This window comes from Glutamicibacter sp. PAEs-4, from assembly GCF_051161755.1.
In the GTDB taxonomy this organism is placed as follows: Bacteria; Actinomycetota; Actinomycetes; order Actinomycetales; family Micrococcaceae; genus Glutamicibacter; species Glutamicibacter nicotianae.
On the sequence record NZ_CP195017.1, the window covers coordinates 402,706 to 423,987 of the forward strand.

Annotated in this window: 20 protein-coding genes; 4 read left to right on the forward strand and 16 right to left on the reverse strand. The window is 58.9% G+C overall.

What is annotated here, in order from left to right; all coding sequences use genetic code 11:
* Positions 1 to 184 precede the first annotated feature (184 nt).
* The 4 genes from ACR9WD_RS01925 to ACR9WD_RS01940 form a co-directional block, all read right to left on the reverse strand.
* Positions 185 to 574: a hypothetical protein gene (locus ACR9WD_RS01925; protein ID WP_162989159.1), complete on the reverse strand. Its 390-nt coding sequence runs from the start codon at positions 572 to 574 to the stop codon at positions 185 to 187.
* A gap of 111 nt (positions 575 to 685) precedes the next feature.
* The gene (locus ACR9WD_RS01930) at positions 686 to 2,194 is read right to left on the reverse strand and encodes a bifunctional diguanylate cyclase/phosphodiesterase (RefSeq protein ID WP_262199148.1); all 1,509 of its coding nucleotides are present in this window, start codon (positions 2,192 to 2,194) and stop codon (positions 686 to 688) included.
* Complete coding sequence (locus ACR9WD_RS01935; RefSeq protein ID WP_434922600.1) at positions 2,175 to 3,185, reverse strand: hypothetical protein; 1,011 nt, start codon at positions 3,183 to 3,185, stop codon at positions 2,175 to 2,177. The genes ACR9WD_RS01930 and ACR9WD_RS01935 overlap by 20 nt, the downstream gene beginning before the upstream one ends.
* Positions 3,186 to 3,812: 627 nt before the next feature.
* A complete protein-coding gene (locus ACR9WD_RS01940; protein ID WP_434922601.1) occupies positions 3,813 to 5,681 on the reverse strand; it encodes a hypothetical protein in 1,869 nt (622 codons plus the stop codon).
* Positions 5,682 to 6,694: 1,013 nt separating this feature from the next.
* Between ACR9WD_RS01940 and ACR9WD_RS01945 the strand changes: the two genes are divergently transcribed.
* A complete protein-coding gene (locus ACR9WD_RS01945; RefSeq protein WP_121866060.1) occupies positions 6,695 to 6,889 on the forward strand; it encodes a hypothetical protein in 195 nt (64 codons plus the stop codon).
* Positions 6,890 to 6,924: 35 nt separating this feature from the next.
* Here ACR9WD_RS01945 and ACR9WD_RS01950 read toward each other — a convergent pair whose 3' ends face one another.
* Genes ACR9WD_RS01950 through ACR9WD_RS01960 form a run of 3 tightly spaced genes read right to left on the reverse strand, consistent with a single transcriptional unit; the run spans position 6,925 to position 12,510 of the window.
* Positions 6,925 to 8,883, reverse strand: coding sequence for a glycosyltransferase (locus ACR9WD_RS01950; RefSeq protein ID WP_121866061.1), 1,959 nt, complete (start codon positions 8,881 to 8,883; stop codon positions 6,925 to 6,927).
* Positions 8,883 to 10,571 carry a hypothetical protein gene (locus ACR9WD_RS01955; RefSeq protein ID WP_434922602.1) on the reverse strand — a complete coding sequence of 563 codons (1,689 nt, stop codon included), beginning with the start codon at positions 10,569 to 10,571 and terminating at the stop codon, positions 8,883 to 8,885. The genes ACR9WD_RS01950 and ACR9WD_RS01955 overlap by 1 nt, the downstream gene beginning before the upstream one ends.
* Positions 10,561 to 12,510, reverse strand: a complete 1,950-nt coding sequence (locus ACR9WD_RS01960) for a cellulose biosynthesis cyclic di-GMP-binding regulatory protein BcsB (RefSeq protein ID WP_434922603.1) — start codon at positions 12,508 to 12,510, stop codon at positions 10,561 to 10,563. Before ACR9WD_RS01960 ends, ACR9WD_RS01955 begins: the two co-directional genes overlap by 11 nt.
* A 356-nt stretch (positions 12,511 to 12,866) precedes the next feature.
* On the opposite strand from ACR9WD_RS01960, the gene ACR9WD_RS01965 reads away from it, so the two are divergent.
* Positions 12,867 to 13,100, forward strand: a complete 234-nt coding sequence (locus ACR9WD_RS01965; RefSeq protein ID WP_434922604.1) for a hypothetical protein — start codon at positions 12,867 to 12,869, stop codon at positions 13,098 to 13,100.
* Positions 13,101 to 13,271: 171 nt separating this feature from the next.
* On the forward strand, positions 13,272 to 14,402 hold the full coding sequence (locus tag ACR9WD_RS01970; RefSeq protein ID WP_434922605.1) for a helix-turn-helix domain-containing protein: 1,131 nt from the start codon (positions 13,272 to 13,274) through the stop codon (positions 14,400 to 14,402).
* Positions 14,403 to 14,542: 140 nt separating this feature from the next.
* On the opposite strand, the gene ACR9WD_RS01975 is transcribed toward ACR9WD_RS01970, so the two are convergent.
* From ACR9WD_RS01975 to ACR9WD_RS02005, 7 genes are all read right to left on the reverse strand, one after another.
* Positions 14,543 to 15,085 carry a hypothetical protein gene (locus ACR9WD_RS01975; protein ID WP_434922606.1) on the reverse strand — a complete coding sequence of 181 codons (543 nt, stop codon included), beginning with the start codon at positions 15,083 to 15,085 and terminating at the stop codon, positions 14,543 to 14,545.
* Positions 15,082 to 15,642, reverse strand: a complete 561-nt coding sequence (locus tag ACR9WD_RS01980) for a M23 family metallopeptidase (protein WP_434922607.1) — start codon at positions 15,640 to 15,642, stop codon at positions 15,082 to 15,084. The genes ACR9WD_RS01975 and ACR9WD_RS01980 overlap by 4 nt, the downstream gene beginning before the upstream one ends.
* Positions 15,531 to 16,034 (reverse strand): transglycosylase SLT domain-containing protein, encoded by a 504-nt coding sequence (locus ACR9WD_RS01985; protein ID WP_434922608.1) that lies wholly within the window; start codon positions 16,032 to 16,034, stop codon positions 15,531 to 15,533. Before ACR9WD_RS01985 ends, ACR9WD_RS01980 begins: the two co-directional genes overlap by 112 nt.
* Before the next feature lie 39 nt (positions 16,035 to 16,073).
* Positions 16,074 to 16,214 (reverse strand): hypothetical protein, encoded by a 141-nt coding sequence (locus ACR9WD_RS01990; RefSeq protein ID WP_190264512.1) that lies wholly within the window; start codon positions 16,212 to 16,214, stop codon positions 16,074 to 16,076.
* Positions 16,215 to 16,316: 102 nt separating this feature from the next.
* A complete protein-coding gene (locus ACR9WD_RS01995; protein ID WP_204720278.1) occupies positions 16,317 to 16,616 on the reverse strand; it encodes a transcriptional regulator in 300 nt (99 codons plus the stop codon).
* On the reverse strand, positions 16,600 to 17,052 hold the full coding sequence (locus ACR9WD_RS02000) for a hypothetical protein (protein WP_434922609.1): 453 nt from the start codon (positions 17,050 to 17,052) through the stop codon (positions 16,600 to 16,602). The genes ACR9WD_RS01995 and ACR9WD_RS02000 overlap by 17 nt, the downstream gene beginning before the upstream one ends.
* 84 nt (positions 17,053 to 17,136) lie before the next feature.
* Complete coding sequence (locus ACR9WD_RS02005; protein ID WP_174787672.1) at positions 17,137 to 17,595, reverse strand: 23S rRNA (pseudouridine(1915)-N(3))-methyltransferase RlmH; 459 nt, start codon at positions 17,593 to 17,595, stop codon at positions 17,137 to 17,139.
* A 63-nt stretch (positions 17,596 to 17,658) separates the two neighbouring features.
* On the opposite strand from ACR9WD_RS02005, the gene ACR9WD_RS02010 reads away from it, so the two are divergent.
* The gene (locus ACR9WD_RS02010; protein WP_073707408.1) at positions 17,659 to 18,372 is read left to right on the forward strand and encodes a phosphatase PAP2 family protein; all 714 of its coding nucleotides are present in this window, start codon (positions 17,659 to 17,661) and stop codon (positions 18,370 to 18,372) included.
* Here the strand turns inward: ACR9WD_RS02010 and ACR9WD_RS02015 are convergent.
* Both ACR9WD_RS02015 and ACR9WD_RS02020 read right to left on the reverse strand, forming a co-directional pair.
* Positions 18,341 to 19,312, reverse strand: a complete 972-nt coding sequence (locus tag ACR9WD_RS02015; protein ID WP_434922610.1) for a D-2-hydroxyacid dehydrogenase family protein — start codon at positions 19,310 to 19,312, stop codon at positions 18,341 to 18,343. The genes ACR9WD_RS02010 and ACR9WD_RS02015 overlap by 32 nt on opposite strands.
* A gap of 98 nt (positions 19,313 to 19,410) precedes the next feature.
* Complete coding sequence (locus ACR9WD_RS02020) at positions 19,411 to 21,258, reverse strand: calcineurin-like phosphoesterase C-terminal domain-containing protein (protein ID WP_434922611.1); 1,848 nt, start codon at positions 21,256 to 21,258, stop codon at positions 19,411 to 19,413.
* Positions 21,259 to 21,282: the final 24 nt, after the last annotated feature.

The window sequence follows — 21,282 nt, forward strand, 5'->3', positions numbered from 1 at the left end:
TGGCGGAGACGTCGATTCTGCATGGTACGCGGACTCCGCCGTCGACTATGTACAGCTATGTCCATCATTTGAGGGTCTGAGCGGTGTTCGCTTTGTGCTTAGGTCCGCGCTTGCTCATCCTCGCAGCAATTTGTCAGACCTGGGAACTAACAACGAGCTGGTCGCAGGTGAAGATCCGATTAGATTACTCCTTTAGAAATGCGATGGCATCATCAAATCTAGTGACGTACTTCGCGATTTTAGTGGTGGAGAGATCAGCCATCAGAAAGCCAGAAAGCACTTGGTCGACATGGCTGTTCCCGAAGAGCGCCAATCGAGTCGATTCTGGTGCCTTACTTAGGTGCGCAGCCACATCAGGGCACACGTCTACCAATCCACTTAGATGCACGATTACGCGGATGCGGTCATTTTCATTTTGCCTACAATATTGACTACCGATTTCATCGAGCAAGAAGCGATTGAGTGTGGTACCTTGAGTGAACTTAATTTCACAAAACGCTGAGTCCCCGTGAGACATTGTCCAATGAGGGTCTACTGCCGGCGCTGACGGTGAATCTGGCGGGTTGATGGTCATTGGTCCCCAAATCCTGATCGCTGAAATCACCGAGGGAGCTTGCGCTCGAACCTGAGGCGAATGTCACTTTGTATTTTCTGGACACAGCCTACCCTATGATTAGGGAACTTATCAGGACCTGTTCAAGGGTGGGATGTAAAGGTCTGGTTTTCCATATAGATAGCCTTGGAAATAAGTGGCTCCAATATCACGCAGTGCAGCTTCCTGCCCCTGGGTTTCCACGCCTTCCACAATGCAATCTAGTTCGCAAGCTCGTCCCAAATCCAGCACAGAACGCAATATCGACTGTTGCATCGCACTGGTATCTATTTCGGTTATTAGAGAACGGTCAATCTTCACTCCCGTGATCGGAAGCTTGTCAAGATAACCGAAAGCGGAGTATCCGGCCCCGAAATCGTCAATGTAGATTCTAACGCCCATGCTCTTGAGCCCTCTGAGTGAATATAATTCAAGGTTTCCACCTGAAATGTATTCGTTCTCGGTGAGCTCAATGGCTAGTGAAGAGGCGGGTATCTGATAGTCGCGCAACTGACTTTTCACGAAGTCTGGAAATGCCAGATTACTCAGTTCTGAAGGGGTGACATTTATATGCATGCGGAATTCTTCAGTGACACTTCGGTTGGCTCGCCACTGAGCCAGATCGGCAAGAGCTCCAGAAAGGATCCGCGCAGTCAAGCTATGGTCCAACCCCGCGCTAGTTGCTAATGGCAGAAAATCACTTGGTGGCAGAATTCCTAAACTCGGGTGAGCCCATCGAGCTAATGCTTCTACGCCTACGTGCTCACCGGTGGCCGAACTAACGATGGGTTGGTAGATCGGATAGATCTCTTTTCGTTCTAGAGCTATGCGCAACTCGGAACTGAGCCTAGCTTTATGTTGTCGTTCATAGAGCATGTACTTTTCGAACCGTTGAACTTTAGTGACATTACCGCGTTTGGCGACGTACATCGCTGTATCGGTTTGTTCTATCCATTGTTCGGAGTGCTGGGATGGTGTGCTTGCACTGAAACCGATACTTCCACCAGGTGTGATGACCGATGAACCGATGTTCATTGGCTCATGCAGGGCGTTGAGGATACGCTGTCCCATTGATTCCGCTACGGCGATGTCAGTGTGTGCCAGGATAGCAAATTCGTCGCCACCTAAACGTGCCGCGACATCTCCTGGGCGAATATTCTCCTTCAAGCGCCGAGCGACTTCCTTGAGAACTAAGTCGCCGGCATTATGACCCTGGGTGTCATTGATGTGTTTAAAGGAATCGAGATCCAATAGAAAGAGGACCGCTGACGGCTCCCCGCGACCTAGGGCAACTAAGTGCGCATCAAGTTTACGCAGAATTGCAGCGCGATTATCTAGTCCGGTTAATGCATCGGTAAATGCGAGAACCTCAAGGTCGCGTCGTGCCTCTTCCAATAAGCCAGTTCGTTGCCGGACCCGCTGTTCTAAAGCCTCATAGGTTGCTTCCAGCCTTAACGACATAGCCTTGATACCGACGATAATTGCATCCACCTCGTCACGTAATGGACTGGGAGATAGTGAGACAGAAAAGTCGCCAGCGGAGATCTTGACTATTGAATCAACGATCTCTTGGATGCGTGGATCAGAATCCGCCAGTGACATTCTCTCTCGATTCATCATTCTTCTCTTGGACAATTTTTTCGATGAACTTCTGTTTTTCGTCAGCAAGCTCTGATTGATCCGTGAGGGCCAGTAATTCGGACCACCACTGGTACAACGGGATGAGGTGTTCAGGGGCCCCCGAATAGTCAGCACAAAATTCTTCGAGCATCTTCAATCCTCGAATAGGGTCTCCACCTAAAGCTATGAATCGGGACTTAGTCATGCACAATCCCACCTGGTCCAAGTCGCCGGGCTGCACCAGCCCGAAAGCAATCTCGGCTCGACTAAGGCAATCGCTGGTGGAGGGTTCGAACAGACCCGCTTGCAATCTGAGCTCTGTCGAAGCTCTATTGAAACGTGCCCAAAGCAGCATGTCTTTCGTCGGGCTGAGCAATGTCGCCGCACGATCATGATAACGCATGCCCAGAATGGGCTCTGAAACCAAGAACGCCAGATTTCCCAACGTCCAGTAAGCCTTACCCTGTTCATGTAGATCAGCGATCAGGTGAAGCGAGCTATCTAGTAAATTGTGCAGTTTCCACGCCTCATGTAGCTGGCCAGTTTCTACTAGGGCGGCCAGAAGGACTTGGAGAACCTGAACGCGCAATGGGAAACTATCGGGAAAATTCGCTGCTTGTGCACGCGCTGCTTCCGCTATGTCTAGCGCCGCATCTCCATCGCCTAAGCATCTTTTAGCCGTCGAAGATTTACACAAAGCCATGATATGCAGATCAGGGCGGTCCATGAGATTTGCGGTATGTAGCAACTCTTCAGCGATGGTATTCATCAGTTCGTAGTTGTCTGTCTCATGCGCGGCAGAACAGATAGCCTCCTGTACAAGCCATATTGTTGAAGGATCCGTGTTTGGCGACATCTGGCTAAGCATAGTCCTGCCGAGAGTAATCACCGCATCATGGTCTTTGAGTCGTACGTTACTCAGCAGCTTAGAGACCATCAATTGGAAAGAGGCTGCAGGGAGTATTGGGTTCATGTAAGTAGTATTCCATTGCCGACCCAAGCAGTTGTCGGGAGTCGGGGCATTCACTAAGATTAGGCACGACGCTCGCTATGTTCTCAAGGCGTCGTGCCGCATTGAAGCTTTTAACATTGAAGGACGCACACCCATGATGATTAAGTTTAAGAAGCTACTAGTTTTAGCGGTAGCAGCCGTGGCGTTGTTGGTTGGTGTTACCGTCAATTCTCCAACACAAAGTGATACTGATGCCGGTGGATTGTGGCCTTATAAAGCCTCCGTTACAAATCCAGCTGGTGGGCTCTGGCCATACTAAGAGTGATTTGATCCCCGGTAAGCGATGAACCTTGTCCAGTAACATCAGCAACCGGGAGGCAAATCTCCGCGTCGATGTGGCTACCGACTAAAGTCCGTAGGAAACTGCTCCCTGAAAGTTGAACTCTACAAGTCAACAACTTTCACGGAGCATTTTCATGCGTGCACCAAGCACACTATCCGAGTATCAACTCTCAGGGAAAGCTCTTTGTGCGCACAAATTAAACTCTCAGCCGTGTTCTCGACGATCCCTACAATAGCAATGAAGCGACTGGACAGCTGACTTGACGCAATAGCTGCACCGCAGGTTCTTCTCGACGCAAAATGGTATTAGTTGGCAGTCACTACGCTGCTCTTCGTTGTGTAGCCTTTCTTTATTGCGCTCACCTTGACTGTCAGCTTCTTGCCTTTGTCAGCTTTAGTAACCCTGTAGCCGCTCTTGGTTGCACCTTTGATGTTCTTGCCGGAGCGTTGCCACTGGTACGTCACTTTCTCAGCAATGGGGCTATAGGCGCCGGATGACGCTTTTACGGTTTTCCCCACGATCTTTTTGCCTGAGAGAGTCGGTTTCTTACTCACCTTTAGCGTTCCCGGTGCCACTGTCTTGGTCGCTGTACTTTGAGTGACCACGGTGTTGTAATAACGGTGGGTGAACTGTGTTTTTACGCTGATCTTCTTCCCCAGGTCGGCGGGAACAAGAGTATAGGTGCTGCGGTTCTGCTGGAAAATTTCCTTTCCGTTGCGCAGCCAGATGTAAGTAAGTTTCGCATCCTGCTTGGATACCGTTCCCGGTTTGGCCGTCAGCTTCGACCCCACCCTAACGGATCCAGAGATGGTCGGTTTCCCGGATTTCAGATTGCCATGATCGATCTTTACGGATTTGGAGATCAGCTCGACCGGCTCCGCATGTGCGCCAACGAAAGTTACGACGGCGTGGACCCGCTTCAAGTTCAAAGAATCATCTGGGATGAAGGTGGGACCAGTCGCGCCCTTGATCGCAGTAGTGTCGTCTTTGAACCACTGATACGTCTTCTGGGCATGGGGGAACACGGTGGGATCCAACGCAACACTGAGTTTCTCCGTCACGAATCCGGTGCCGGTCAGCTTGGCAGCGGGGTGAGCGGACTCAGAGGCCGGGATCTGTAGGTCGTACTCGGTGGACAAGGTAGCGGTAGGGACGTAGACAATCTTCTTGTCCCAAGAAGTTTTCTCAACGCTGGTGTACTTTGCGGTGATCTTCTTCCCGGCATCAGCGGGGGTCAGCTTATAAGTGCGCCCGGTAGCCCCAGGGACCGCGACAGCATTGCGGAACCACTGGAAGTTCTTTTGCGCATAAGAGCCCCAAGGTATTTCCAATTCGTCACCGACGATAGCGAAAGGAGAGTCGGAATTGCCCTTTCGTGCTGTGCGGTAGTTGACTCTCAACGGGCTTGACTTCGCGGTATCAAATACGTCGGTGACCAAAACAACGTATATATCAGAAGAGATCAGGGAGGAACCCGTGGTTGCATCGGAAGTTGCGACCATGACGTTGCTGCCAGCCACCATGGGCAGCACGGATGTGGCAGTAAGTTTCGTGTAAACAGGCTGTGGATCAGCGGCCCCTGAAGGCCGATGCGGAACAAGGGCTCGGCCGTCCACACCAACAATTGGTGCGAAGGCTAGCGTTTTGCCCACCCAGCCCTTGGAAAGCGAATGCGTCTCATTGGCTTTGAACTCTTCAAGCAGAGGCATAGCTGCCACCCACGAGTAATCCGTGAGGCCCGCGTCTTGCACGGTCAGACTGGTTAGCTTTGTCATCTTGGTCAGAGCAGTCCGCGTGGCCTCAGTGACACCGGACGCTGGCAGGAAGGTGACCCACAGCTTCTTCAGGTTGGGCAACTGAGCCGCTGCCGCAACCGCCTCGTTGGTGGCACCGTAGATTTCCACAGAAATCAGCTGTTGCATGTCCTTCAGATGCTCCAGCCCAGCTATGGTCGATTCGTCCTGGTTCAGAATCCTCAGCTCGGTCACCGTGGTGGGAACCTCCAGATCAGCCAATGATTCAACCTGAGAGCATTCCATATGGAACGGGCGATCTTCTTCATCGCTCCATGACCAGCAACTGTGCGGTGGGGCTGCCTGAGCAGCCGGCGTGAGGCCGCCGACAACGAGAGCCAGGGCAGCGCTGATGGCTAGTGTTGTGCGGTGAAAGTTCATGTGCCCCTCGGGATGCTTAGATTTGAGAACTGGGTAAATCTTTGCACAGCTTTTCGGATCAGAGTATTCGCGGGCGAACATCGCCTCAGAATACGAGCACATTCGACGGTTAGACTAAAAATCCGCCGGGTATCAGCGATACCATGGCGCGCTTCAGCCGCCCAGGGTCGGGGATCGATGCGAGGCGTTACCTGAAAGTTCATTATGTGCGGTGAAAGCAAATAAAGTCTTTTCTACTTTACATAAGATAGGTTATCGGCTTAGAATCAACCATTCTAATGGGTTTCAGATATTTTCGAATACCCGCGCATCGTGATTTTCTCGCTCGTCAATCAGCTTTCTGGCTTCATCGCACGCGTCGAGCATAGAAAGCCAAGACTGCCCTAGGAGCTTCCAGCAATCACAGGATGAAGATTCATGGACTAACCCCTGGCTTGCCAGGGGTTAGCCGCAAGATAAATCAAAATCTAAAGATGTGAGCAAGAATTGCACACGCTCATACACTAAGTGGTTTGCCAAGAACTAGCGCTTACGAAGAGTCTCCGTAATGCATAGGGCTACAACCGAAAGAATGCCAACAGATAGGAGAGTAAGACCTACAGGTTCTAGGTAAACCACTCGTGAAGTAAATACCTCCGCCGAGCCATGTTGAGGATACCAAGCGATAGCATCCTTTTTCGAAACGAAAAATATCCCCAGCACCGTCGAAAGCACCGCGATGCTCCACCCAAGCAGTTGGAACAGTCTTGTGTAAGTGTTCAATCACTTTCCTCATTTCTTGATACCGAAACCAACGTTAGGCGAAACCACGCGTGGCCAGTGTGCCGCCGGGCAAGAATTTCACCGGACGAGACAAGACACCATTGGCATCCTGGGTGACGTCCGCTTTGCCGGGGGATCTTTGATGTCGCCACCACGTTATTGAGGGACCGAAGCGGATGATTTCAGACTAACCAGGGCAAATGAGGATTAGTCCATTGTTTTTTCAACAGGCCTCGTGAAGAGTCGACCTCATGCGCACCTACATGATTGTCGTCCCCAGCGTCATTGTCGCGTTTGCCGCGAATGTGGCGCTGGATATTCTTACCGATATCCCGATGCTTCTTCGATGGGTCCTGGCTATCGCCGCTGGCTTGGTCGTGACCCATGTGCTCAGCACCATCGCAAACCGCAGGCAACGGTCAATCAATAGCGATCAGGCGAAGTAACCGCGTCATCAACGCATGCCACGGCAGAGCATGGCTCAAGGTTCTCCGGGTGTCCAGGAACGCTGGGCCTTCGCCTTTGGCTGGGCAAAGCCGTCCTCCTCGTCGAGCCCATGCGGAGTTTTCTCCCAGACATGCGGAGTGCGTGCCATCTGGTACGCCGCACGCCAGGCAGCGATGGAGTGCAAGACCCAATAGGCCGGGTTCAGCACCGCGAAAACGGCCACCCTGGCCCCGTAGCGGCGCCAGGACACCAGCCCCGAAACCAGAATCATCATGGCATTTCCAAAGAGCATGGTCGCCCAGCCCAGCCCCAGCAAACCTGTGGGAAGTTGCAGCCCAATAAACCGGACACCGACATAGGTGAAGATCGTGAACCCTAGAACCAGCGGATAGGACAAGAACGCCAGCGGAGTCCCGGCAATCAGGCCGATCATGCCCACTGCTCCCCCGAGCCCGGTACGCTGAACGAATCGCAGGGGACGACGCATATTGACGGCAGCCGTGATCATGTAACCCTTGATCCACCGGGTGCGCTGCTTGATCCATGCCGGGACCTTGGAGCAGGCTTCCTCCCAAGTCGTCGAGTCGATGATCCCCACCCGGAAACCCCGCACGCTGGCGCGCAGCCCCAGATCCGCGTCCTCGGTGACATTCCACGGATCCCAGCCGCCTAGCTCACGCAATTGCGCAGAGCGGAAATGATTCGACGTTCCGCCCAGCGGCAGCGGGATCCCGGTGCCCTCCATGCCAGGCAGCATGGAGTCGAACCAGTGCGAGTATTCCACAGCGAACATCCTGGTGAGCACGTTGTGCTCGGCATTGAAATAATTCAAGGCCGCCTGGACGCACACCAGGGGTCGGGCAGTGGGATCCACGTCGCGCCGAATTCTTTCATCTTCGCGGAAAGCTGCAATGGCCAGTCGCAGCTGGTCCGGTTCGGGGCGGTCCTCGGCATCGTAGATCACGCAGAACTCGCCTCTGGACAGCGCCAACCCGTAATTGCAGGCGCGGGGCTTGGTCTGCGGCACGCCTCGGGGTACCACCAGGATCCGCACGTTCATTGGCGGGGCTGCGGCCTTGGCGGCCGCGATCGTTTCCGCGTCATCTTCCTCCAGCAGCAGCAGGACTTCGAGCTTGGAGCGGGGGTAGTCCAGCGCCCCGATATTATCCAGCAGCTTCGCGATGATATTGGCCTCGTGGAAGGCCGGGATCAAGATGGTGTAGACCGGCAATTCATCATCCGGGATGCGTCCGCTGCTATCGACGGCGACCCCCAAATCCGTTCGCCACCGCTGTAGCAGCCGCGCGCCCAGGCGTTCGCGGGCCCGTTGGATCGGGGCGTTGACGCTGGCCAGCGTCTTGAACAGGATGCTGGAGGCAAAACTGATATTCGCGATGAACAGCACGACGATCAGCGTAAGCCGCACATCAAGTAGCAATCCGGCGGCCAGCGCCGCGGCCAGCAGCGCCGGCAGCACTTTCTGCCAGGTCGTCAGCGCCACGCGCGCCGAGGCTGAGGGCTCCTCGGCAGAGAGCTTATCGGAGGCGTCATAGAGCATTTCACGGCGGAACGCGGACTGCAGCGCCTGCTGCATGTCCCAGTCGGTGGCCGCCACAACCCGCACAGGTGTGCCCAGGAGTTCTTCGGCTTCGGCCACCATCAGCTCGGTCGGACGCTCGCAGGTGACGATGACCGTGCTCTCGCCCTCGCGACGGTAGGGTATCCATGCGGAGGACAGTGCCCAGGTGTGGTCCAGTTGCACAAGCAGATTCAGTTGCGGCGGATCTGCCACCAGATCCACCAATTCGGTCTGCCATTGCGCGGCAAGCACCCGGTACATAGCGCGGCGGTCGACCGAGCCGTTGAGCAGCAGGTGGCGGCCCAGCAGGCCGCCTTCGCGGCGCTGGTCCGCCAAGGCGCGGTCGATCGCCGCTTGATCCACCAGACCATGCTCGATCAGCAGCTGCCCCAGGGGAATGGAGGAAGTATTCATCAGTCGTTCCTTTGCAACACGGCATGCGTGGGTGAGCTGTAGACGGTGTGGTACTGCGCCCGGACTGACGGCAGCCTGGTCAACGCCTGGTCCACAAGATCCACCGGGCCCGAGTTGATGGCGGATCCTTCTTCCTCGACATTGAGCAGTACCCAGCGTGCGTGCGCTGCCGGATTGGCCAGGGCCTGGTCGAACAAATCCCCCGAGGCCCTCAGGTAGATCTGCGAAATGTCGATCCCAAGCAGTGGAATGACCGAATTGCCGCGCGCGCTCTCATCGATAAGCACCGAGCCGCCATCGTAGTGCTCGGAGAGCCAGCGCGCGGCCGCGGTGGAGTAGCGGGTCGAGTCGCGGCTCATCTGTGCCTCGGCCAGCACGGGAGCACGAGCTATCGGCCCATTGGCCCACCAGTTGGCCTGCAGCACGGTCGCGACCAGCAGCATCCCGGCCAGCACCCCCCTTGCCGGGCGCGCCGGGAAGCGCGCGAATACCCGGTCCACGGTCAGCGCGGCGGCCACCAGATACAGCGGCATGGCGGTCATCGCAAAGCGGTTATTCCACCAGGTGCTCGGCAAGGAGTGGGCGTTGTTAATGGCGGTCTGGCCCATGTACATGCTTAGTACCGCGAAGACGTAGGCGCTGGCGGTAAGCCAGAATACCAATCCGGACGTGGACAAGCGCCAGCGGTAGGCGGCCACGAGCAATCCAGCGCCCGCCATGACCAGCAGCAGAGTCCCCGCGGTTCCCAGCACCGAGGCATGGAAGGTCACCAGGGTCAATCCGAGGTTTCCCTTGGTGGGCAGCAGGCCGCTGCCACTAATGGAGGACTGCTGCGCGCTGGCCGAATACTGGCCGAACATGAACTCCAGCGGATCGCCGTAAATGCCCCAGTTGTAGGCCAGCCACCAGAGCACCGACAGTGCGGGGATCCAGGCGAATCCGGCGCCCATGATCATGACCTGGCGCACCGAGCGGGTGCGCCTGATGGTCACCAGGATCACGAAAATGGTCCCGGTCAGCGCCAGCATCCAGCCCTCGTAGCGAGAGAGCATGGCGGCGGCCGTCGGCAGGCCAGCGAAGATGGCCAGCTCCCCTGCGCTCATGCGCCGCTTGCCCAGCGCCCATCGGGTGAGACCGGAGAGCGCCGCGACGAGAAACAGCAGGAGCACCGGTTCAGTGAGTGCGGTGGTGTACAGATACAGCACGCTGGGGTTCGCCACGAGCATCAGGACCATGCTCAGCCGCCCGGCACGCCCGATACCGAGCCTGGCCACAATGCGGTAGAGCCCTGCTGCGGTTCCGGCCAGCGAGAAGCTGCCCAGAAGCGCGGCGGCCCACCCCGAATGGAACAGCGGATCGAGCTGGACCAGCGGCACCAGCAGCAGGTGCGGCACCGGGAGCCATACAGTGCCGAGCTGGGCAAAGCCCGGAGCCATGGAATCAACGATGCGCCGGGCGATGGTCAGGTGGCTTTGCGCATCCGAATAGGCCAGCGCCCACCCGGTGCTGACGGTATATACGCTTGCCCCAAGGGAGACTGCCAGCGCGAATCCGGCGATCAGCAGCGTGCCGGGAACCTTGCGGTCTTCCGGCGTCGCATCCAGCAGCTGCCAGGCGCGCCGCCAGCCGCGCAATGCGGGCCGAACTGGCGCCACCGGTGCGGCGGCCGCGGCGGAACTAGAGCTCATCGCGGGCAGCAGATGGGGCGGCGGCCTTCGCCTCGGCTTCTGCCTGCGCCCGCGCCTTGCGGTTGGTGCGCCAGTATACCAGAGCGCCAGCGGCACCGAGTGCTACCAGCACGGCCAGGCCGCCGACGGCCCACCACCCATAAACCCGGTAGTCATCGGTGCGTGATGGCTGGGGCACGACGGAATTGCTTTCCAGCAGTACCGGTTCGGCATTTGGCTGGGCAATGAGCAGATTGCGCGAAAGCGCGGACCATCCGCCTTCGGAAGCGAGCACCTGGTGGGCCAGGTCGGCGTAGAGCGAGCCGCCATCGGCCCGCGATGACTCGGCCGCGCCGGTGGCATCACCCGGGGCCCAGCTCCCGGCGGCCAGGATGGTGCGCGAGTTGCTGGTAAATGCCTGCAGTGCCGCGTACGGCGCCTCGGTGCCGACCCCAGCGGAAAGCATCCCCGCGTCGATGGTGCGCATTTCCTCCAGGCGCAGTGGCGCACCCAGCTCATTGATGGTGGCCGCCGAGGCCCCGACGACAATAGCGCTGAGCGGGGAGGACGCCACCTCCTCTTCCGGCAACAGCGTGACCTGCAGCGGAACACCACTGGCCTGCTGCAGGGAGGCCAAGAGCCCCGTGGCCAGCAGGTAGGAATCGGATGGTTCCGAGGACTGGCCAAGTGCCAAGCCGATCTGGCCCGAAGCGGCCTGGGGCAGCATCTCGAAGCCTTGGGTCGCGCTGGTTCCATAGGCCGGGGTGATCGAGCTGGCCGCGCCATCAAGATGCACCTGGACCGGCAGTGATCCGGCGGTGCGGCACTCGGCTCCGACGGCCGCGGCATCCAGCTGAATCCGCAGGCCATTGCGCCCCTTCACCAGGCTTTCGGGCACAGATATATCGGTGTTGATGGAAGTGTCCTGCGCATCCAGCACATAGGAACCCACCAGGCTATCGTTCCAATACACGTTCAATGCAGCCTCGGCACTGCTCGGAAGCGCGCTGTGCGTTCCCGCGAGGTGGATCAGCACGCTTTGCATGCTGGCTCCGAAGACGGCTTCGTCAACCCCGGCATACAGCGAGGACTGTCCGTAGCCTTCCAACCGGGGATTCTCAAGCCCCAGATCCTTCAGGCTCAATTCCTCGGGTGGCGCCCACCGCACCGGCTCATCCGGCGTGGCTTTGGCGGTGGTCTCTGTGCCGGTGGCAAGGCTGATGGCCTCCGTGCGTAGCACCGAGTCCAACCCCGCAAATTCCTGTGCATCCCCGGACACGGTCAGGGTCGTGCCCGCCCGGTCCAGCTTCAGCTTCAGCTTCCCGCCAGATGCGTCGAAGCGAACCGTCAGATCAGGGTTCTTGGCCTCCCAAAACACATCGGCGTCGCTGAATGCCGTGGCGATCGCCGGGACGGCGGTCATTGCGGCTGCTGCGGAGTGGTCGGTGGCCTGGATGGCAACACGCTTCGGGGACATGGCGAAGAATTCAGCGATCGACTGCGGGGCGGCCGCCTCGCCCTCGACCTTGATGCGCAGGCCGGATAAGCTGACCTGTTCGGGTTGCGCGGCCAGGCAACGCCCGGCAGAGTCCTCCGGAACCCATCTTGCGCCCACACTCAGGCGGCCGCCGTTTTCCGCGTCCGCCAGCAACGTGCGCGCCGGCTCATCCAGGTCGATAGCGAACTCTCCTGCCTGCTGCGCCGGGAAGGTCTTGAGAATCCTCTGGCCGACGCGCAGCTGGATTTCTCCGCTGCTGGCTGTGGTTTCGATCAGCCCCTGCACCGAACGCGGGCTTTGCCCTTCGGGAATAGCGACGGAACTCGAAGCCCACGCCCCGGTATCACTGGTGGACGCCGGGTTGGGAACGGTCAATGTTTCGTCGGCTGCAGCAGGTCCCAGCGGCTGCAAGACGAGGAGGGCGCTGGCTGCCAGGGCCAGCGCGTAATGGGAACGGGGCAAAGCTACTCCTGGGTTTTCTGCCCGGGCGTTTTGGCCCGGGCTGGCAGATGGGTCCTGGGCAGAGGGGCGGTATCCAAGCGCGCCGCCAATCGTTGCTTGTCGTCATTTTGCGGCGCGACAAAAGTGTTGAGGGTCGAGCATCGGTAGTTCGTAGCTTCCTTGATCAAGGAAGCAGCAGGACCCTAGCTCCAGAACAGTGCTATGGTCAGCGACTCGCGTTGGGTCTGCGGTCTCATCCTACCCTAGTCAGCAGCGCGTTCACGCCTCTCCAGCGTGTGTCATTGGACGGGTGCCGCCAGCTGTGGCATGTAGTCGCCGACGAACTCACGCGGCGACGCCCCTCTCGGGTTGCGCGCTTGGGCAACAACCCGAAGATTCGGCCTTTGAAGGACGTTATCGTCCAGATGGGCCGGCTCTACGAATCGGTTGAAGCAACAGCAGAGCCAGACCGCACATTCTCCCTGCCTGCCTGGATGATCAGTGCATTAAAAGATCAGCTGCATATGTCTGATCTGGAAACCTCTAAGCTCAGCGAGCAGCAAGGCCAGGAGCAGCTCATGGCCTACTGGTCCCGCACATCCGAAAACTAAATCTCCAGTCACCACTGCGCTACCTACATCCGGCTGCGTCAATCCCCTGCAGTTGGTGTTGCTTCCCGATGTATAAGCCCAGTTATGGTGCCGTCTTTCGGTGACATTCTCGATCATCGCTAGCTTATTCCAGCCGCTCCCAGCGCTCGTTGCGTGCGGTATCTTAAGGCCATGACCAGCTGGAATATCTCAAGACACCCCGAGTGGGATCAGCTGCTGCTCGCCGGGATCACCGTGCGGGAAATCGCCGAACTTTGCCACCGCGGTCCTGCCACCATCCATTACCACCTGCGACGACGCGATCACTATGAACCGGGTTTCCGTGCCAAGTGCGAAGCTGCAGTGGCTGCACGCAACAACAACAGGCCCTCCAGCACATGGCGGCGTCAGGCTACCGAACTAGCAGCCTTCCACACTGAGCACAAAAGGCTTCCGCGCAGTACCGGCGACCGCGCCGAACGTTCTTTGCACTACAGGCTGGCGATACAACGCAAAGAGCTCCAATCCCGTCAGTTGCCTGCAGCTAAAATCCTGCTTCTGCAAGACGTTCCCGATTGGCATATCGACCTCGGCAACGCGAACTCGACGAACGATGGAGCGAGCGTTTCGAGGCGCTCCGCGAATTCGTTGCAGAAAGCGGCCAGTTCCCGCGATACCGGACCTACACATCTGAAACGGAACATTCCTTGGGTATCTGGCTGCATAACCAGCATCAGCGCCGTACCGAAGGGAAACTTGCAGCATGGCGACGCGATGCCCTGGATCACGAGTTTTCCGGATGGCGAGGTTACTCCTGATCATGCCGCGGACTGCCGGAAGTCGATTCCAGGGCACCACATCCAGTCAATTCTGGTTTGCCCCCCCAAGGCATACAGATCTAGCGAATATCCTGCTGCCCACAGTGGTCGTGTTGGCTGCTTAGCTCCGGCAAGACATCGGGCAGGTGTGAGAAAACCCAACCATTTAATCCAAACTATGGCTATACTACTGCTGTTAGTACTGTCACGTCCTGGAGGTGGAGCCATGATCAGAAAAACCCTTATGCGGATCGCTATGTCAGCCTCGGCGTTGGCGTTTGCTGCTGGAGGTCTAACCGTTGCAGCATTGCCGGCTCAGGCTGGATATTCCTATCTCTATCCCACTGACTACAAGACGTTCGATGCTTGCAACGCCAAGCGTTTGACGATGAACTCTTCGTGGACGCGAGCGAGCCAGTGCTTTATCTACTACGACACCGATCGCAACGGGAAACGGGTTGGCCAGAACGTCTGGAAGTTCTCAGTAACGGTCAAGAGCTACTAATAGAGCTCCCCAACCGATCGTCCTGGGAAGGCAAGGTTGGCATGGGAACGTTTATCCGCATCGTCATCCCTATTTCTTTGAGGTCTTTTAGCTGCGGCGCCCCGATTTCGGTGTGAGGCTAGAGGACAGAGGAAACGTAGTCACGGATCTTGTTCGGTGTCGGTGTCGGTGAAGGTGAAGAAGAACGTCTGCTTCCCTTCGCCGGCCCAGGATTCTCCGTCCTTGGTGACCCATTGCCAAGTGGCGGTGACCGCAACAGTGTCCTTTTCATGGTGCTCGGTCATAAGCTTCACCGTGGGCTTGCTAGTTGCTTTCTTCTCTGCGGCGGTCAGCCATTCAACACCGGTCGCAGGCCGCTCTGGCGCGATGACTTGCTTGGCTCGTTCGCTGGTCATGAGCTTTCTGGCGCGCATTTCGGCGGCGGTGCGGTTGAAGTCCCTGTTCGGGTTCCAAGTGGTCATGATCGTGGCTGCTTGCTTAGCCAATTCGATTTTGGCTGGGTCATCCACAGCATCCCCGTGCTCATGGCTGGCGCTAGGTGCAGGCGTGGTAGGACTGGCTGTGGTTGGGGCAACGCTCGGGATGCTGCTTGGTTCGGTCTCGTTGCTGGCGGGGGTGCATCCGGCTAGGCCTGTGGCTAGTCCTACGGCCAGTGCCAGGGTGAGGATTGTGGGGTGCTTCATTGGATGTTCACCTTTTGCTGTCGAAGAATCGGTACCGGGTCATAAGTTGTGCCGTTGTTGATCGCTGGGCGGTCAAACACACTGGTTTTCGGGTTGTTGATCTGGAAGTGGACATGGATGCCACTGGAATTTCCGGTAGCTCCTGGCTTGCCCAGCGGGGTTCCCTTCTTCACTACGTCGCCGGTTTTCACCAGCAGGGAGTTGTCTTGGGCTTCGTGGAATTCGAAGACCAGGTAAGGGGCTTCGGTCATCTGCGCGAAAATGTAGTTGCCGTAGGAGCCGTAGAGCTTGTCGATGTTCCCGATGCTGGCATAGGTGATCTTCATGTCCGTGGGAGCGTAAAAGTAGGGGTCTGATCCGGCCAGGTCGATGCCTTCGTGCTTCAGCAGGAACGGCATGCCAGCGCAGCTGGCCAGCGGGCAGGCGCGTGGCCCGAACGGCGAGGTCATGCGTGAATTGGGCATGGGGTGTGCCCATTCATCGGCTTGCAGCTCCCCGAAATCGAAGCCACCGGGCTCTTCGCAGTTTGAGGAATAGTCCATCTGGGCGTTGCCCATGATGACTTCCACATAGTGGCGGGTTTCCTCGAAGGGCGGGATATCCCCCCGTATTTCTGGACGTTGCCCGCTCCAGCGTTGTAGGCGGCCAGGGTGAATTGGATCTTTTCTTTCTCGTTGCTGGTCAGATCCGCGATTTCTCCGGCGAGATATTTCATGTAGCGGCCTTGGGCATCGAGGCCAGCGAACGGATCGAATGGGTCTTTGCCGTTGCCCCATTCCTCCCAAGTTTCTGGCATGAACTGGGCAATGCCTCGTGCTCCCACTGGGGAGACTGCTTTGGGGTTCCAGCCGGATTCTTGGTTGATTTGCGCGGCAATGATGCCTATGGGCAGCCCCGCAGTATCGGCGGACTTCTCCACGGCTTCCCGGTATTGTGCGGGAATTTTCACCGTCGATTTCCCGTCCTGCCCTCGCCGATGGGGGTTCCTTCAATGACACTGGGGAGCATTGGGATCAAGTTCTTCGCTGCCCTCGGCACCTGGAGGCAGGAAGATCAGGGTGATGACCGGAAGCAGCAAGATCCCCGAGGCAACCGGGATGATTTTGACTCCGCCACATTGTTCTTCCATGACCAGGCCTCCCCACTGGCGTATGCTGTGGATGGTCTTGTTGAATCGGTAAAAAGTGGTGCTGCTGTGGTGCCGTTTCACATGCTCAGCTCGCGAGAATTCTTATCCTGCGGTAATTTCACGAAGGGCGGCGACGTGGCCAACGTATGCTCTGCGGCCTGCCTTCGTCAGCGAAACGCGCACGTGGCTGCGGCCCAGCTTGGTGAACCGCTCGATGCCGACATATTCGGCATCGGCGAGCTGCTTGAGGTGCTTGCTCAGAACCGAGTCGGCGACATCGAGGAGACCGCGAAGGTGCGCGAATTCAGCCCACTGAACCGGAGCCAGGCTGGCACAGATGCGCAGCCGCAATGGAGCGTGGATTAATTCGTCGAACCGGGCGTCGCTAGACGACTTGGTCATTGCCGTCCTCCAGGCGCGCCATGTTGTAGGCAGCTTGCATCTTGGCCACCAAGAACATGCAGGATATAAAGGTGACAAGAATCTTCGCCACAACTTCCTCTGCCTGTGCCGCTTCCCAAAACCTCAGGCAATTGACCAGCAGGATGCCGAGGAAGAAATATCCTGCATAGGCGCCCGCCAGCAGGCTCGGGGTATCGGCCAATGTCCGTGGCTTTGCGCGACGGCGCCGGGCCAGCACGTACCAAAGGATCAACGGTATATACAGCAGTGCTGTCCAGAAAGCCTGGGGTGGGTAAGCCTGGAACAACGTGAGGACTACGGCCGAGACTGCGACCAAGGTGGTGGTGAAGCCACGGGGACTCCCGGAAGTCTGGACCATCTGCTGTGAGTCCTGCTCAGCAGATGCCAGCAACTTGGCCGCGTGCTTTCTGTCCATGAAATCCCCTGATGAAGCCATTGATTACTCACTTTCCGTCACGGAAAGTCTCGTCTTTCCATGTCAGAAAGTCAAGGGATTGGCTTAAATGTGGTGGTACTTGCCGCCGGCCAGGATGTCCTGCGCCCGGTAGAGCTGCTCGGTGAGGATCAAGCGCACCAGCTGGTGCGGGAAGACCAGCTTGGACAGCGACCAGGTGAAGTTGGCGCGGGCATGCACCGTGGGGTCCACGCCGTAGGCGCCGCCGATGATGATCACCACATTGCGCGAGGAATCGATCGGTGTGCGCAGGGTGTTGGCCAGCGCGGGGGAGTCCACGTTCTTCCCTCGTTCATCGAGCAGCACCACGAAATCGCGGTCGTCGATCTTGGCCAGGATGCGTCCGGATTCCTCGCTGCGGGCCGCGTCGTTCTCGCGCGAGGAGTGGCTCAGCAGCTGCCAGGACAGGTCGAAGGGCTTCTTCAGCCGCTTCTCATAGCGGGAAATTCCCTCGTCCACCCAGGACTCGTGTTTCTTGCCAACCGCCAGCACCTTGATCGTCATGCTTCCATTGTTCCGCATCCGTCGGGTTCAGCGCTTCGCTTCCACCCCGATACGATGGAAACCATGAGATCCTCTTGGTACTTCCGGCACGGCCAGCGTCCTGGCGGCGCACAGGTGCTGTGGATCATTTTCGGGCTGGTCGTCGCCATGTTCTACTTCACCCGCAGGGTGCTGGTGTCCCTGCATGCGGGCGGATGGGCCAAGGACCTGGACGCCCCGGCATACCAATGGACGCTGGAGCACCAGTCGCCGTTCCTGTTCGCGGTCTCCGACTTCCTGTACTTCTGGGGATCCACCCCGGGAATGACCATGATCATGCTGGTGATCACCGGGCTGCTGTGCTGGAAAACGCGCAGCGCGTGGCCGCTGGCGGCCGTCGCGTTCACGGCATTGGTCTCGGTGCTGCTGACCGTCATCCTCAAGGCCAACCTCCAGGTGCCGCGTCCCCAGGGCATCCCCGGGGGACCTGCGCCGCCTGAATCCTATTCATTCCCCAGTGGGCACACGCTGAACTCGGCGGCGCTGATCGGCATCGCCAGCTACCTGGCAATCATCTACGGGCTGCGCCGCTACGCGTACCTGATCGCCATCATCGCGGCGCTATTCGTGCTGGCGATGGGCGCCTCGCGCATCTACATCGGGCACCATTGGGTTTCGGATGTGCTGGTGGGACTGCTGATCGGGGCCGCCTGGGCCGCCGTGGTGGCAATCCTGCACTACTTCTTCGTGCCGCGGCCCGCAGCTACTAGGCCAGCACGCGGATCGGCGCGCCGCTAGCCCATGCGCGGAGATCTTCCACCGCATCGCGGTAGAACATCTCGAACTGCTCGATGGTCACGTAGCCGATATGCGGGGTGGCAATCACGCCCCTGGTGTTCTCCAGCCGGTCCTGGGCCGGCAGCGGTTCCACATCGAAGACATCCACCGCGGCCAGGTGCAGCCGCCGGCTTTCCAGCGCGTCGATGAGCGCGCCGGTCTGCACGATCCGGCTGCGCGAGGTGTTGACCAGGATGGAATCAGGTCGCATCCAGGCCAGCTGCTTCGGGCCGATGACCCCGGTGCTGCGTTCGGAGAGCTTCAGGTGCACGGTCACGATGTCGCTGGTGGAAAACAGTTCGGCCTCCGAGACCAGCTCCACGCCCGCTTCGGCGGCGCGCTCCTTGGTGAGGTTCTGGCTGTAGGCGATGACCCGCATGCCGAAGGCCAAGCCCACCTTCGCCACCCTCGACCCCAGATTTCCCAGGCCGTAGACGCCCAGGGTCTTGCCGGACAGGCCCATCCCCAACGTGGTCTGCCAGCCCGAGTCGGCCGCCAGCGGGCGGTCCGCGGAAAATAGTTCCACATCCAGTCGGCGCGCGGCGGAAAGAATCAGCGCCCAGGTGTGCTCAGCGGCATCGGTGGCCACATAGCCGGTGTGGCTGACCACGATGCCCCGGTCCTGTGCTGCCTGCAGGTCGATGGATCCGTTGCGGCGACCGGTGGTGACCAGCAGCTTCAGGTTGGGCAAGGCATTTAGCCGGGCGGCCGGAAAGGGCGTGCGTTCGCGCATGGCCACAATGGCATCGAAGGGCAGCAATGCCTCGACGACAGTGTGCTCCTCATGGCCCAGGTGCTCGGTGAAGACGGTGATCTCGGCGTCCAGCTCGGCGGCGAGGCCATCGAAATCGGCCAGCGAGCGGGCCACGTTGTGGTAATCATCAAGGATTGCAATGCGCATGGCTTCATCCTAGGCATCTGCGGCCGCTGCTGTCCTGTCACTGGCGTAACAAAAAGCTGGCGCCTGCATCATGCAGGCACCAGCTCAAAGCAGCGATGCTACTGGACGACGGTGAATTCCAGCTGCTCGGTGTAGGAACGACCATGCACGTCGGTGGCGGTCGCCGTCGCGGTGTGCTCACCAACCGAGAGGTCATCAGGCAGTTCCAAGCGCCACAGGTGGCTGGTCTTCTCGGCGAGGCCGCCGCCGTGGATGAACTGCTCGGCGATGGCGGACGGGTCCGAGTACTCGGCTCCGGTCAGCGGGCGCTCGCCGGCCATCTGCTGGGTCCGCTCCGCGGCCACCGGGTCCTGGCCATCGATGGAGACCTCGACGGTGGAACCGGTGCTGCCCATCCAGAAGTTCGTGGTCAGCCAGGTTTCCTGGGCCAATCCCTGCCGGCTCACTGCCAGCGGGTCGGCCAGGGGCTGGACGGTGCCGCGTTCCTTGTCCAGATTCTCTTCGTACCACTGCCGGTACTCAGGGGTATTCAGGCCTAGCGACATCTGCTTGCTGGGATCCTGGCCGGTGGCGGTGAAGCGCTCCACGATGTCGGTGTTCTTGATGTCCAAGGTGAGCACGCCCGGCGGGGTGCCGTCGCGCTGGATGGAGGTCGGGTAGCCGTTCTCGGAGACCCGGCCGTCATACCATTGCCCGGAAATTGCCGGGACCGTCAGGTGGGTGAAGGGCAAGCCTGCTTCGCCGACCTCATGGCGCCAGCCGTCCATCAGGTCCCCGGCGCGCAGGTTCTCCGACATGTGGGTGTGCCCGCCCAGGGAAACGGCCTCGCGTCCCTCAAGCAGCTCGTAGATCTCCTTGACCTGCTTGGTGGAATGCTCGTCACTGTAGAAGAACTCGAGCATCGGGCTGTGCCCGGCCAGCACGATGGCCTTGTTCTTGGGAACCTTGGCCAGGTCCTCGCGCAGCCACTGCAGCTGGCGCTGGCCCAAATCATAGGTGTAGTCGCTCTTCTTAGCTGGAACCGCAGTGGGGTAATCGATGGTGCTCAGTGCGATGACGTGCGTTTTGCCGGTGTCGTAGGAGTAGTATTCCGGGCCGAACTGGGCGCGGAAGGAATCGAACTCATGCTGCCCGTCCAGCGAATCGTAGTCGATGTCGTGGTTGCCCGGCAGGAAGCGGGCCGGGCCGTTGAGCATGGAAGAAAGCTCGCGCGTCTGGTGGAAGAAGGTCAGGTCATCGCCCACGAGGTCGCCGATGAACAAGACGCCGCACCCGGTGTAGTCGGTGCGGGCCGCCAGATCGGCGAAGGCGCCGTCCCTGGCGTATTCGACTTCCTGCTGGGTGTAGGTCTGCACGTCCGCGCCGATGACGCAGCTCTGCTCCGGCGATTGGGTGGCGCTGCTGCGCACCAGCGGGAAGTTGACCGCCTCGGGCAGCGGTCCGGTCGGGGCGATGCCGTCGTACTTCAGTTCCGGGGAGCCTCCGGGCAGGTGGTTGTAGAAGAACTGGGCGACGTTGTCCTCGTCAACCGGTACCTGGAAGCCGCGCGGCTGGGTGACGAATGCTGTCATGTTGTTGTAGGCCGGCAGTTCGTAGCGGCCCTGTCCGTCGGTGGACACAACGTCGCGGCCGTTGGACACCGTGACGTTCGGCAGGCCGGGTTCACCGGCATCCTGCTTGGAGTTCTTGTTGCGGTCCTCGAAGACCACGCCGTCCAGCGTCTGTTGATCGGCGGCGTTGCCGCTATTTTTAGCAGGGATGACCTCGACGGACCCGCGGTAGGCCGAGGAGCTCCAATCCGCGGTGGTCTTGGCGGCAGGCGCCGCTTCGACTTCTGGGCTGGCGCTGATCAAAGCGGTGGAAGCGGCAATGGCAACCAGGCTTCCGGCGGTCAGATGCAGTGGGGTGAGATGATTGGTTTTGCCGGGTCGAGCGAAGAATTTCACGTACGTTCCTCCGGGTGGGGGCAA

Bases quoted from the DNA above. Each gene is read 5' to 3' on its own strand.
- ACR9WD_RS01955 (WP_434922602.1), bottom strand. From the start codon at position 10,571: ATGAGCTCTAGTTCCGCCGCGGCCGCCGCACCGGTGGCGCCAGTTCGG.
- ACR9WD_RS01930 (WP_262199148.1), bottom strand. From the start codon at position 2,194: ATGTCACTGGCGGATTCTGATCCACGCATCCAAGAGATCGTTGATTCA.
- ACR9WD_RS01995 (WP_204720278.1), bottom strand. From the start codon at position 16,616: ATGACCAAGTCGTCTAGCGACGCCCGGTTCGACGAATTAATCCACGCT.
- ACR9WD_RS01975 (WP_434922606.1), bottom strand. From the start codon at position 15,085: ATGAAGCACCCCACAATCCTCACCCTGGCACTGGCCGTAGGACTAGCC.
- ACR9WD_RS02000 (WP_434922609.1), bottom strand. From the start codon at position 17,052: ATGGACAGAAAGCACGCGGCCAAGTTGCTGGCATCTGCTGAGCAGGAC.
- ACR9WD_RS01945 (WP_121866060.1), top strand. From the start codon at position 6,695: ATGCGCACCTACATGATTGTCGTCCCCAGCGTCATTGTCGCGTTTGCC.
- ACR9WD_RS01980 (WP_434922607.1), bottom strand. From the start codon at position 15,642: ATGGGCAACGCCCAGATGGACTATTCCTCAAACTGCGAAGAGCCCGGT.
- ACR9WD_RS02010 (WP_073707408.1), top strand. From the start codon at position 17,659: ATGAGATCCTCTTGGTACTTCCGGCACGGCCAGCGTCCTGGCGGCGCA.
- ACR9WD_RS01990 (WP_190264512.1), bottom strand. From the start codon at position 16,214: ATGGAAGAACAATGTGGCGGAGTCAAAATCATCCCGGTTGCCTCGGGG.
- ACR9WD_RS02005 (WP_174787672.1), bottom strand. From the start codon at position 17,595: ATGACGATCAAGGTGCTGGCGGTTGGCAAGAAACACGAGTCCTGGGTG.
- ACR9WD_RS02015 (WP_434922610.1), bottom strand. From the start codon at position 19,312: ATGCGCATTGCAATCCTTGATGATTACCACAACGTGGCCCGCTCGCTG.
- ACR9WD_RS01940 (WP_434922601.1), bottom strand. From the start codon at position 5,681: ATGAACTTTCACCGCACAACACTAGCCATCAGCGCTGCCCTGGCTCTC.
- ACR9WD_RS01970 (WP_434922605.1), top strand. From the start codon at position 13,272: ATGACCAGCTGGAATATCTCAAGACACCCCGAGTGGGATCAGCTGCTG.
- ACR9WD_RS01935 (WP_434922600.1), bottom strand. From the start codon at position 3,185: ATGAACCCAATACTCCCTGCAGCCTCTTTCCAATTGATGGTCTCTAAG.
- ACR9WD_RS01950 (WP_121866061.1), bottom strand. From the start codon at position 8,883: ATGAATACTTCCTCCATTCCCCTGGGGCAGCTGCTGATCGAGCATGGT.
- ACR9WD_RS01925 (WP_162989159.1), bottom strand. From the start codon at position 574: ATGACCATCAACCCGCCAGATTCACCGTCAGCGCCGGCAGTAGACCCT.